7 protein-coding genes and 1 other annotated feature are annotated in these 13114 nt (G+C 45.4%); of the genes, 3 read left to right on the top strand and 4 right to left on the bottom strand.

All coding sequences use genetic code 11. The annotated features are described in order from the left end of the window. Positions 1-422 precede the first annotated feature (422 nt). Positions 423-4019 (bottom strand): chitobiase/beta-hexosaminidase C-terminal domain-containing protein, encoded by a 3597-nt coding sequence (locus tag AAHF22_RS17220; protein WP_347326266.1) that lies wholly within the window; start codon positions 4017-4019, stop codon positions 423-425. Between the two features lie 424 nt (positions 4020-4443). Between AAHF22_RS17220 and AAHF22_RS17225 the strand changes: the two genes are divergently transcribed. Next, complete coding sequence (locus AAHF22_RS17225; RefSeq protein WP_347326267.1) at positions 4444-5385, top strand: hypothetical protein; 942 nt, start codon at positions 4444-4446, stop codon at positions 5383-5385. 353 nt (positions 5386-5738) lie between these two features. Beyond that, positions 5739-5976: a binding site (T-box leader), on the top strand. 112 nt (positions 5977-6088) lie between these two features. After that, a complete protein-coding gene (locus tag AAHF22_RS17230; RefSeq protein WP_347326268.1) occupies positions 6089-7267 on the top strand; it encodes an aminotransferase class I/II-fold pyridoxal phosphate-dependent enzyme in 1179 nt (392 codons plus the stop codon). A gap of 607 nt (positions 7268-7874) precedes the next feature. Here the strand turns inward: AAHF22_RS17230 and AAHF22_RS17235 are convergent. The 3 genes from AAHF22_RS17235 to AAHF22_RS17245 all read right to left on the bottom strand — a co-directional run bounded on the left by AAHF22_RS17235 (position 7875) and on the right by AAHF22_RS17245 (position 11381). Further along, positions 7875-8936 carry a M42 family metallopeptidase gene (locus AAHF22_RS17235; RefSeq protein WP_347326331.1) on the bottom strand — a complete coding sequence of 354 codons (1062 nt, stop codon included), beginning with the start codon at positions 8934-8936 and terminating at the stop codon, positions 7875-7877. Positions 8937-9054: 118 nt separating this feature from the next. Further along, positions 9055-10227 carry a saccharopine dehydrogenase family protein gene (locus AAHF22_RS17240; protein WP_347326269.1) on the bottom strand — a complete coding sequence of 391 codons (1173 nt, stop codon included), beginning with the start codon at positions 10225-10227 and terminating at the stop codon, positions 9055-9057. Then, entirely contained in the window at positions 10224-11381 is a 1158-nt protein-coding gene (locus AAHF22_RS17245; RefSeq protein ID WP_347326270.1) for a class I SAM-dependent methyltransferase, read from the bottom strand. The genes AAHF22_RS17240 and AAHF22_RS17245 overlap by 4 nt, the downstream gene beginning before the upstream one ends. Positions 11382-11849: 468 nt before the next feature. Here AAHF22_RS17245 and AAHF22_RS17250 point away from each other — a divergent pair, with 468 nt between their 5' ends. Beyond that, positions 11850-12986 carry a helix-turn-helix transcriptional regulator gene (locus AAHF22_RS17250; protein WP_347326271.1) on the top strand — a complete coding sequence of 379 codons (1137 nt, stop codon included), beginning with the start codon at positions 11850-11852 and terminating at the stop codon, positions 12984-12986. The last annotated feature ends 128 nt before the right edge of the window (positions 12987-13114 follow it).

The raw sequence follows: 13114 nt of genomic DNA on the forward strand, positions 1-13114 counted from the left end.
CGACGCTGGTCGTATCGGTCTGCTCCTGGCCCATCCCTATTGATGCTGTACCTATTGTTATTCATGCTGCGCATCATTTGTACGTGTCGATGTGCTTGTATTGCTGTTGTGACATGACTCAGTCAAGCTTGATGCTATGCTTGGTTGGCTACGGTAGACTATAGACTGTACTAACTGTAACGTACGATGTTGCACAACAGAGATCAGTTGATGTTGTAATACAGATAAGACCTCCACGAGCTACAATACATCAGCATTTGAATTTGGATCGGTTAACGTATTAATATAGGCGCTCCATCATGTGAATCGTCTGCGCTTCATACTCAACGTTTATGAAGCAATGCGAAATGACCGATCGCAATCTATCGCTGCATTTCACATCAATCAAACATGATTCAAGCTAGAGGAAAAATACCGTTCCTTCATTGAGCAGTCAGCTTCACATCATCGATAAAGGCGGTATTATCACCTGTCGTTGAAGTCGCTGCAAAGCGGATCGTATGCTGACCTGCCGTTACGGTAAACGCACTCGTTGTATAGCTAGTGTAAGTGCCTGTATTCGGAGCAAATGTGCCCACCTTGTTGCTGTCTACATACACATCGAATGTTTGCGTACCACCCAGATTGGTACGTTTAGCTGCTTTAAAACTCAGCTTATACGTGCCTGCCGCCATCGTAAGCTGCTGCTGGATCGTACCATTCACACCATTATCTGTTTTCAAATAAGCGGTTTGCGTTCCTTCCGGTGCATTGGCTGCTGGAGCCAATACGCTACCATTGCCCTGAATACCGGCGCGGTTATCGAATACCCAGTCACTTGTGAACGGGCCAACTCGTGTTTTCGTAGAGCTGCTGGAGGCGATTGCTGGCGTTTCAAAGCCACCATTTTTCAACTCGCCTGTCACTGGAGGTTCTGGATCAGGCGTACTGGATGCTTCGCGAATGATCATACCATCCAAAAATGCGGTATGGTCACCCGTATTCGAAGTCGCTACGAATTTGACGTTATGCTTGCCTGCCGTTACCGTAAACGCATTCGTTGTCAGCGTGGTGTACGAGCTGGACTGTGGTGCAAAACTGCCTACTTTCTGGCTATCCACGTATACGTCAAATGTTTGAATGCCATAACCGCTACGTGTAGCGCCCTGGAAGCTCAGCTTGTACGTACCTGCTGGGAAGTTTAGCTGTTGTGAAATCGTGCCATTAATACCACCATCGGTTTTTAAATAAGCGGTTTGCTGTCCGGAAGGTGCATTAGCTGCTCCAAATGCACTTCCGTTGCGCTGAACACCGGAACGGGAGTCAAACACCCAGCCATTCGTAAATGGTCCTGGCTTGATCGAACTCGTCTCCGGCTTTTCAAAATCAGTATTAAAGATCGTCACGACTGGTACTTCATTCGGAATTGTCGTCGTATAGAAGCAACGTTTCGCTACATTTGGCGCAGGATCACCGCCGAATACGTCATCCGTACAAAGTGTGCCGTCGGTTAACTTTTTGTATTTGAAAATGCCATCTGCCCCGTAGGCGACCATCGCCTGTCCGTTAAAGGCACATGTTTTGCTCTCATACGCACAGAACTGATAGCCATCCGGTCCAATCGATTGATCCAGCGTTTTGTACAGACCGGAAGTGACGCCAGAGTTAGTCAGTCCTGACTTGATCGCAATCGCCTTCAGCATGCGTGTACCGCCATTCGGTAAAATGACTGAATTGCTGTACAGCGTTGAAGATGCTGTCGGTGTGCTACCATCAAGCGTATAGCGAATTTGCGCACCAGTCGTTCCACTTTCGATAAATACCGCTTCGGCAGAGTTGTAAATGCCTGGTGTCAGGCTAAACGTTGGTGCATCAACGCGGGTATCCACATGGCGTGGAATGACTTTGATCAGCGCAATGCCATACGCTCCGGTGTCTGTTCCACTTGCCGCACGAATCGCGACCACGCGCTCGGTCGATACATCTGGTGCAGTATACAAGCCATTGCTTGTGATCGTACCGTTGTTGCTGCCAAGTACCGTCCACGTTACATTCGTTGCAGTCAGTGTATATGTGGATTCAGTCACGCTTTCTGCTTCGGTCGCAGAGGCTTCATCGCTATTAGCAGATGGCTCTGTAGTCGATGGTTCATCTGCTGTTGCTGCTTCTGTATCTTTGTTCGTATCCGCTTTAGCAGCAGACGCAGAAGTGGATTCATCCGTTGCTGGAGCCTTTACTGACGCTTGCTTTGTCGATCCCTGCTCTGTAGCTGTTGTCTCCGTCGAAGCAGTAACTACGTGTGAAGCAGAGTCATCCGACTGGCTAGCTGACGATGTTGCTGCATTACTTTTCGCCTGTCCGTTTGCCGATGAAGCGGCTACTGCCTGTTCATCGTTATTGCTCGTATTGCCCTGGTCTGTCGACGATTTGCTCGACTCACCAGTTGCTGAATCCGATGCTGGCTCTGTGCCATACGTATCTTCCGTTACCGTCGCCACACTTGCGTTTCCATAAGTGGCATCAATCGTATTCGCTTGCAGCTGTAACGTCTGACCACCCGTTACGGTTTTCTCGATTGGTGTCACTTCAACCTGTGTTTGTGGCTTGGCTGTCGTATAAATGGAAAAATGATATCCGGTATCGGTGCTATTGTCCGTAAATGATTTTTGTGCCGCGAATGTGTTTTCGACTACAGGCAACGTTGCCTGTGCATTCGGCTGTACGCTATCCCGGTACGTCATTTTGTAAAAAGTTTTGTTCACGTTGGTACCACCAAAGTCGATCGTAAGCTGCTGAGCACTATCGCCCTTCGACTCGACCAGTACGGTATAGTTACCATCCGCGCCACGGAATGCCGATGCACGCACATCACTTGCGCCGCCGGCGCTGGTTTTAAGCACCTGACTGTGCTCTGGAATATAGCGATTCAGGAAGCCAGCCGAGTAGTACGTTTTACGTGGATCACGATCCAATGGCAACGAATGCCACATCGTGTACGTGCCGTTCGTATCGCCATCTGGATCACTCGACCATGCGCCGTTCATCTGCCACATTAGCGCACCGCGCAAACCATCATTGGCGGCACGAATGACCGAGTTGGCAAAGCCGGCATTCCAGTTGCTTGCATCATCATCTGCCCAGCCAAATTCGGTCATTACGACGGGCTTGGAGCCTGCCGCTGCATGGCGATCGGAGATTACACTGCCCAAACCGTCGTAGCTGGTGCCATACACATGAAAGGTGTACGCATCAAATGCGCTGTCCGCATTGTTTTTCATATACTGCATCCAGTCCAGAGCGCCTGTTTCCTCTGGTCCCCAGATTTCAATCCGATCCCGCAATCCGTCAGCGGTTAAGCGATTGTGTACCTTCTGTACCATTTGCGCATAATAAGCCTTTTGATCGGCTGGTCCTTCAAAGTCCCAGCTTCCGTTTGGCTCGTTGTAGAACGTTAAGTATTTGATATTGTTGTATCCGCGCTGGTTCAGTAGTTCATTCAGTGCAGCAGAAGCTGATACAGCATACGCATCGAGATCAGCCGGAGCGCTCACATAGGGATCTTTTAAGCCAGGAATGTTAAACCAGCTCTGTACCGTACTGCCGACTTTCCAGCCAAAATTCAGTTCCACTTCCGTACCTGCTGTTTTTAAGGCATCCATGTATTTATAAAATGCTTTCATCTTGTCGCTGTTAAATGTATACGTACCTTTCTGCGGCTCCATCCAGTCGATCTGGAACCAGACGCGAGCGACTTTGGGCTGAATTTTCTCAATCCGATTCGCATCCATCGCCCAGTACGCATCGTTGTATCCATAGCGTGTACCTAGCGGCATCAAATTGGTCGGAATAATGTTAACACCGACCCCCAGAAAATCGGATTGCACTACCTGACTCGTATCCACTGAGATCGTCCGTGATACGGTTGCCGCTTCCGCGCGATTCGTATCCGCACTCCCCCACGTAAACGCAGGTAGCATCAGTGCAAGCGTCATCACCTGAACGCCTACCATGCGCCACATCGTTCTGGCTTGTCTGTTCATCGCTTCCTCTCCTTTTCACAGGCAAATTGGTGGAACTTCCTAGACGATAAAGCCGTTGATGCCTTTTCATCATAGGCGAAAGATAGCGCTTACAAATTGAAGAAATCACAGAATTAATTGAAATTTATACAGAAGATGAAAAGGTTGCTCGGTAGCTGAAATGCAATCCGCTTGAACAAAATGAGGATTCACTTGAATTATTCGCTTTCGATGTAGGAATGAGGAGGAATTTCGGCAATTTCGACGGATATATTTTTAATTACGTATGTGTATTTAGGAAGACTTCATAAAACGAGTAATTGCAGATGCAGATAGAAATATGTGGTATATTATGTGTACCTAGTTACAAAAACACAATCTTTCAATTCGTATTTTATTTCATGTGTGTACGCGAATTTTACTCTCTGAAAGAAGGTGAATGATAATGAAATCGTATTCCGCTAAACAAACTCATCTACATAACTATCAACCTATACAAACACAACGGAGTTTTTCGCAACCGAACAATATGGTTTTGGATTTACAGCATACATTTGGTAATAGAGCAACAACCCAGTTTATGCTGTCCAAAAAGCCAAATATTTCTCCACCAGTGATTCAAAGAGCAATTAATCCAGATTTAGTTAATCAACACAAACAAAAATTAGGCATTCCTATAGGCGAAAAGATAAAAATTCTTGAATGTCCATTAGATTCCAACTTAAAAATCACAGACAAAGTTGAAAAGGTACCTGCAGAGCATAGACTAAATATGGAAGGGTTAGAAGACGAAGAAATAGGAAAAATTTTGTTCGGTGAACTTTATGAGAAGTCTAAAAGCGAAGCAAATATGGAAATACCCAATATCGTCACTGAGGAAAATAAAGAGAAAGTAATGAAGCAACAAGAATTAAAAAATGAAGCGAAAGATTGGCTGAACTCACCATTTTCTTTGCATTTATCTTTACATGGAAACGCAGCATACAGTTACTTATACAAGGTAGTTGCTATTACGCAAAGACAAGATGATCCGCTTAGCCAAAACAAATATAATCGAGATTTACTTCATGAAATAGGACATTTTAAGCAAGACATTTCAAAAAATCAAGCCAATGGAGCAAATACAAACATAAAAATTTTAGAGTATCATAATATTATTTTGCATGAAAATTTATATTCAGATACTAACTTAAGAATAAAATATTCAAACAACGCTGATAAAGATTCTGGTAAATCATGGGATGATATGTGTAGTGAATTGGAACTATCTCCTACAAACAATGCACTTATAAAAGAAATGGATGAGTCACTTAAAAGTCATGAATACCAAGTTGCGGAGAAAATTAGACAAAATCTAGTAAACGAATACTTCTACGGCAGAAAATAAATATAAAAAGTGCACTACGTTAAAGCATAGCGCTTAAAAACTTACTTTAGTATGCCAGCATAACACCCTTGAAAAAAACTTAAATACGTGTTATTTTACATTCGTTTATATAAGCTGTATTTCTGTTGTAACTACATTTATGTTAACGTATGTACTTGCTGATCAGCTGCCGATCTTTTTTAAAACTCCCTCTTGCAATCCCCAAATTCCTGTATTACAATGAGCCTACGATTTGACCGGTCAAACGAATCGTCATGACAATTCAAAACAAACGACATGGTTCCAGTTGATTCAATCATGTGGACCCATGTGTAATGGTCAAGCAAAGCAAGCCGTGATGACGGCAATGATAACTATATTCGATGACGGGAAAGAGTACGTTACGATTCTGTTCTTCAGAGAGTTGGGTCAGGTGAAAGCCAACGTTCAGAACATAACCGAAGCCATCCCCGAGAAGCAGGCTGAACTAACAGTAGGTGCTGCCGCATTTCCAGCGTTAACGGGAACACGTATTGCTAGATACGTTGCAGAGTGCCGCTTCCATTGGAGGCGGAACCAGGGTGGTAACACGGGCAGAGGCTCGTCCCTTTTACAGGGACGGGTCTTTTTTTGTACCCAAAAGCGTGCAGCTCACGCTCAAATTAACGATAACTACATCCCATACACGATAACCAAATGTTCTACAGCCTAAGGAGGAACAATGATGAGTTCAATGACAAAGCGCAGTCTGGTTACACCCCTTGCACAAAGTATGCCACAATCCGGTATTCGCAAATTTTTTGATTATATTTCTGGACGTGAAGATGTGATCTCGCTTGGAATCGGAGAGCCGGACTTTACAACGCCGCGTGCGGTACGAGAGGCTTGTATCCGTGCACTGGAACAAGGTCGTACCGAGTACACTCCGAATGCTGGCTTGCTGGAGCTACGCGAAAGTATCGCGACTTATTTGGATGGCAATTTCCGTATCAATTACGATCCTGTACATGAAATGATGGTCACGATCGGTAGTAGCGAAGCACTTGATCTGGCACTGCGTGTACTGATCGAAGAAGGCGATGAAATTCTCGTGCCTGCTCCATGTTATGTATCCTATTCACCAATCACCGGACTATGCACAGGTACAACGGTTGAAGTGGAGACGACCGCAGCAAACAGCTTTAAGCTGACAGCAGAACAATTGGAAGCTAGCATTACACCACGCTCCAAGCTGCTTATTTTGAACTATCCAAGCAATCCGACTGGCGCAGTGATGACGTATGAGGACTGGCTGCCGATCGCGAAAGTGGTAGAAAAGCATAATTTGTTCGTGCTGTCTGACGAAATTTATGGCGAACTGACCTATGGTAGTAAACATGTGAGCTTTGCGGCAATGCCCGGCATGAAAGAGCGTACACTGCTAATCAGTGGATTTTCTAAAGCATTTGCGATGACAGGCTGGCGTATCGGCTATGCATGTGGTCCGCAGGAAGTGATCGCACCGATGCTCAAAATCCATCAATACACGATTATGTGTGCACCGATTCTCGGACAGATCGCTGCAATAGAATCGCTCAAACCGCATGGCATCGAAGCAAAAGATATGATGATGGACTCGTACAATTCGCGCAGACAGATGTTTGTCAACGGTTTATGCCAGGTAGGGTTGCCCTGTCACGAACCAAAGGGGGCATTTTATGCATTCCCTTCTATCGCACATACTGGACTGAGTTCCGAGCAATTTGCTGAGCGTCTGCTGGAAGAAACGAGTGTTCTGACCGTACCTGGTACTGCTTTTGGCCGGGGTGGTGAAGGATTTATCCGTTGTTCTTATGCCACTTCTCCTGCTAAGCTGGAAGTCGCATTGGAGCGTATGGGTGAGTTTATGAAGCAATTCGGTTGAGGTTGCGAGTAGCTACAAGTAAGTCATTACGTGTATGTAATTGTATGTCTGTGCTTGGAGTTACGTATAGGTGCGTTTGGAATTACAGCACTTCGGCAAAGCATAAGGGGACGAATTCCTGTCTCGCACAGGAATCTGCGAACTGGGAGTGAAATGTGGATTCCTGTGCGTGGAAGGGATAAGATATTTGCTTTCATGAACATCAATTTCTATTGAACCGCGTGTTAGCAAAACACTACCATTTCAAGTCGCCTTTTTCCCTTATTTCCTTCCCGCAGTAAAGTGCTTGTTGCGTCCATACTCATTTTCGTAAACATGCTAGTAGATCAATAAGCACCACTAAAAATCATTTCAATGTCTTGTAAGTAGGCATAATCCTATACGCTATACTCCTATCTGTGAATGTAGCAAATAAGCCCTCTCTTCACTTGTTGATCTATCCAGCGTATTGCTGAACGTTATGATCGACAGGAAAGTGAGGGCTTATTATTTTAGTATTTTTATACTGTTGAAGTCATGTTGCTTGTCGAATGATGCATGTACAGCTTAATAATTTTTCTTTAACCCTGCACATTCTGGCGGATCACACAGATACGCATTGATCTGCTTAACCAAACAGTTCATTCACTTTATCCTGATCCAACTTCTTAATCACATTCACTAGCAATGTAGCGGCTTCATCAAAATCCTTTTTCGCCATAATTGCATTATGAGTATGAATATAACGTGTGGCAAATCCCATCGACAGCGTTGGACAACCTATACCATGCAAATGGAATTTACCAGCGTCGGTACCGCCGCCCATAACCGTAGCGACCTGCACGTCCATGCCCAGTTCTTCTGCTGTATCCATCACTAGATCGCGCAGACCTGTGTGTGGAATCATCGTTGCATCGAGCAGCAGCAATAGCGGTCCACCACCTACATTGGAAACAAATTCGGATTCGATGCCTGGTATATCCGTCGCGATCCCTACGTCCAGTGCGAATGCGATATCCGGTTGGACGAGATTGGATACGGTTGTCGCACCACGTAGACCGACTTCTTCCTGTACTGTTGCTCCTGCATATAGCACATTCGGATGCTGTTCTGCTTGCAGACGTTTCAATACTTCAACCGCAAGTGCACAGCCAGCACGGTTATCCAGCGCTTTTCCTACCCATAACTCATCATCGCGCATCGTCGTAAACTCAGAGATCGGTACGATCCAGTCGCCCGGACGGACGCCCATCGCTTTAGCATCTTCCGCATCGCGTGCACCGATATCGATGTACATTTGTTTGAGCTTCACGACTTTTTCGCGTTCAGCTGCTTCCATGCCGTGCGGCGGTTTGGAGCCGACAATGCCGACATAATCACCTTTACGTGTTTTTACGCGTACACGCTGGGACATGACGGAATGTGGCCACCAGCCACCCAGTTGTTCAAAACGGAGAAATCCTTTAGGCGTAATGCTGGTAACGAGAAAGCCGATTTCGTCCAGATGACCTGCGATCAATACACGTGGTCCCTGTTCCTGACCGACCTTTTTACCGATAATGCTGCCCAGACGATCTTTCATCAATTCGTCGGACAGTGGACTTAAATAATCAGCCATTTTATCGCGTACCGAACGTTCAAATCCAGATACACCATCTGTTTCGGTAAGTTGTTTCATCATTAATGTCATATCATCCACAATAATCTCTCCTCTGCCTCACTACTGACCATAGGTTAATTAAATATTATAGTGATTGTAAGCCAGATCGTGAGCGTTGGCAATCGTATATGTAAAATGATACGTAATTTTATCCGTCCAGCCCACTCATTTGAAATGCTAATCGTTCTTTCAAATCCGCTTTAACGGTATCCCAGCCCAGCCATTCCTCAATATGCAAAATACCATGTGGCGCATCGGAGCTATGTTGTAATAAACGCTCTGCTGATAAGGCTGCAATTTCAGCTGTAGCAGTGGATTGACTATGTCCATTGAGTACACAATATAATTGAGCAGGCTCGTCACGACGCACTCCAGATGCATCGATCCGAATGGCATACTGGTCACTTCCAGCATGAATGCTGCCAAATAATGCAATAATCGCTTTTTTGACAAATGAAAGATGCATAAGACGAAATATTCCTAGACGCTGCATCATCGCCAGCAGTCGTGTAAGTGCTACCGAATCGAAACCGAGGCGAGTCGATACCGACGGTACAGCCAGCGTATGAGCGAGTGTTTGCTGATCTGAAAAAGGAAAGCGATAGACATGCTTGTGTGTTCTGCTACGAGTTTTGCTGCTACTTTTTCTTCGGGATTCGGTAGCTCGCTCGCTGTGATCATCACACTGCATGGATACTAATCGCCCATCGGTCAAACTATACACATCAACCAACTTGCCTTTTTCCATAATAGTAAACTTCATTGCCAGTTGATCTACGGTCCAGCGAATCGCAGCTTGTCCATGTCGTTCACCCAGACCGAGCATAATGGAAATATCTAACTGCTCCGTATCATCCAACCGTCGACACAGCTCGGCTGCGAGTAGATTAGTTAAACCGGGGGCCAGTCCAACGCTAAGTAAAATAGTCGGAGTATGCTGTACAGTTGAAGACGGAACAAGAACATCTCTTTTCAACTGCTCAAGCCGCTGCAAAAATTCACCGTTTGCAGTGATATCGATATAGTCGATCCCTTGCTCCAAACAATATGCAATGAGCGTCGTCTCTGTCAGATCAAGACACATGATAATGAGACGAGCAGCCGATACATCCGGCCATTGTTCAGAAGATGTCATCACATCCCATTGTAATGATTGTACTCTCCCTTCCATTGATGCACGACATGCGTGTGCAGCCGCTTCATTGCGCCCGGCTATAACAATTTCATACGACATGTCTATATCTGATTGCAGTAAACGTCGACAAATACGCTGTCCTACCGTACCATACCCACCAACAATAATGATCTGATTGCGTATCACTCTATGTTGTCCCCTTCCATCGCTCTTCTTCCGCACCAGGCACGAATCGATAATGTTTGAAAATAAGTGCCTATCTCTACCAAGCCAGCTTGAGCTAGCATCGCTTCCATCTTTTCTACATGTGGCGGATGTGAAGTCACACCAAACGAATCGGCAAAGCGTTGCCAATCCGTCTCCGCAATTCCATTTTGCCGCATATGTTTATGCCATGCCTGCATCTGCCAATCATTGACCGAACTGTGTGTTGTAGCCGATAAACTGGCAACAATGACTGGCGCGCCAAGTTCAACTGTTGCCACAAGCTGGTTTAGCAAATCTTGTTGCTGTTCATAGGGTAGAAAGTGTAGCACCAGCAAGCAGGCTGCTGCATCATAGCGTAATGGCGCAGCGTTCTTCTGAGACTTTACAGCGAATTGGGAATTAGGTAGATCATAGTTGGAATCAGACTTGGAGTTACATGGTGGAATAGCTGCTGTAGGCGTAGCTTCAAAGGACAGCCCATCTCCTTCCCAGGTAGGATCCACTCGTTCCGGCAACTGATCGATCGTTCCGATATGCAAACGACAACGTGTAGCAAGATCAGCTTGCTCTGTACGCTGTTTTGCTAGATTAAGCATCTGTACGGATGGATCTACACCTGTCACTAGCCAGTGTGGATAATGCGGCAACCAGGCTACCAGCTCCTGTCCACCACCAGCGCCGATCACTGCCACATGTCTTAACGGTTGAAACGGTGCAGGTAATGCCGCCTGCTTATGAGCCAAGAGCGAATTTGCTTCACTTTTTGCACTATGGATGGAGCTGTTTATAGACTCGTCCATAGAAGCATTGCGATTGCCACGGGTTGGCTGGTTTGTATTATGCTCAGTTGCCGTATTCGCGAGATGAGCAGGTTGACGATTCATCCCTGTTTCCAGAATCATTCCACTTAGCTCATACAATACAGGATAGGCAGGAATTTTGTGACCGATAGTCTGATGATAGGCGCTGGCTGACTCACTATGCCAGCTCATTAACGGATTAGTAGCACGATTGGATCGTTCATCTGCTGATGAGCCTATCGTTTCCGATTCGTTTGAGATGGAATGTGAAGCTTGAATCGTATCATTAGAAATAGACTGCTGCGGGTATGTTTCATTGTCTAGTTGCTGCATGGATATAACCTCCTTTATTCGTAACGGCTGATAAATAGATTGATGAATAGATGCTTGTTAAAGTAAATATGCCTATTCAATATGAAACGGTTATATTTATTGTTTAGAAATGGACTGCCTGTCCTGGTCTTTACATAAAATGACGAGGATGATGCTTAGACATGAATGGGATCTATTGTATAACGTAGGGCGCTTTGATATACTTCGAATCAATTAAGAATGATTCTCAATTAATCCTTGTAGACTACACACTGTAGATTCAGTCTGAAATTAAACTGCCTGTATTATTACTATGACTATACTAACTTCGACCTGTTTATCTCGCGTTCATATACTGTCAGCAGATCACACGTACTCCACTTCCGTGCTGCTACTCATTATGTAATAGAAACTACATTTCTCCTATCCCACAAAGCTGGGATTTATTATCATAGTTACCGATTGAATAAGGAAAAGAGGTTTTGTTTTATGGATCCTACACATGCATTCCCCAATAAGCTCCCTCGCCTGCTAGAAGCAACCGCCGATTATGACAATGATCATGCTTCTGTACAGTATCGTGTCCGGTTACTCCAGTGGCTAAATCAATATGTTCCGTTTGACGGAGCCTGCTGCACACTAGTCGATCCAGACAGCCTATTGTCGGTCGGTGCAGTGGTGGAACAGCAGTTAGAACGTATTCATGCGGAACTGCTTGCTTACGAGCACGCTTATCCCGAAGCGGCAGATGCGTATCCTCATCTTGTTCAGCGCGAGCCGCCTATCGCGGTATTAAGTCAGCACCAGCGTCAACTGTTATCCGCACATCCACGCTATCGTGAGGTACTACGACCGGCTGGCTTTGGCGACGAGCTTCGCGTAGCGATGATATACAATAAACGCTGCTGGGGATTTCTCACCCTGTATCGTCTTGATGATCAACTGCTATTTAGCCCGGATGAACAGCAATGGATAACGCAATTATTACCTGAGATGGCTGCACAGTTGCGTATATTTAGCCTGAGTGCTTTGCAACAAATACACCGCGAAAGTAGCAATCTGGAAATTCATCGCGACGATTCCTTCGTTTCCATGCCTGACCCTTCCCCATCCGCGGAAAAAGGGATTGTTCTTCTATCCGCGCAATTGGAATTATTGTCTGCCAATCGTGCTGCTACATTATGGCTGGACCGATTACGGCAACATGAAAATGAATCGGTTGCGTTATGGCCGCGTCCTATTCATACTGCTGCGCTCAAACTATTACACCAGTCTGCTAACATAACAGGCTATGAGGAAAGCGTGCAAAGCTATATTCCAGCTCATGGTTACTATGTATGGATGCGTGCAAATCTAGTATATACAAATGATGGAAATCGACAGGTGATGATCGAGCTACAATCCGCTCCACCGGAGCAGCTATTTCGTTTGCAATGCGAACAATTTGCATTAACGGCGCGTGAACAGCAGCTGATTCGGCAGGTGATGAAAGGTCAGTCGACACGCCAGATTGCAGCTGCCCTGCATATTTCCACTTTTACCGTGCAGGATCATCTCAAATCGATTTTCGCCAAAACCGATACGTCAAGCCGCCGTGAATTAATCGCGATGTTAAGGAATCTTTGAATCAAAATTAGCCCAACGACGATCGACGAAGATTCTGGGTTGTTTTAGCGAGGATATGGAACCTATTTTGTTCATTCTGTATCGCTTTTTTCAATTTTCGTACATCGTATATCAGGTATAATTTCTCC

This window comes from Paenibacillus wenxiniae (assembly GCF_039822605.1).
GTDB classification, from domain to species: Bacteria; Bacillota; Bacilli; order Paenibacillales; family Paenibacillaceae; genus Saccharibacillus; species Saccharibacillus wenxiniae.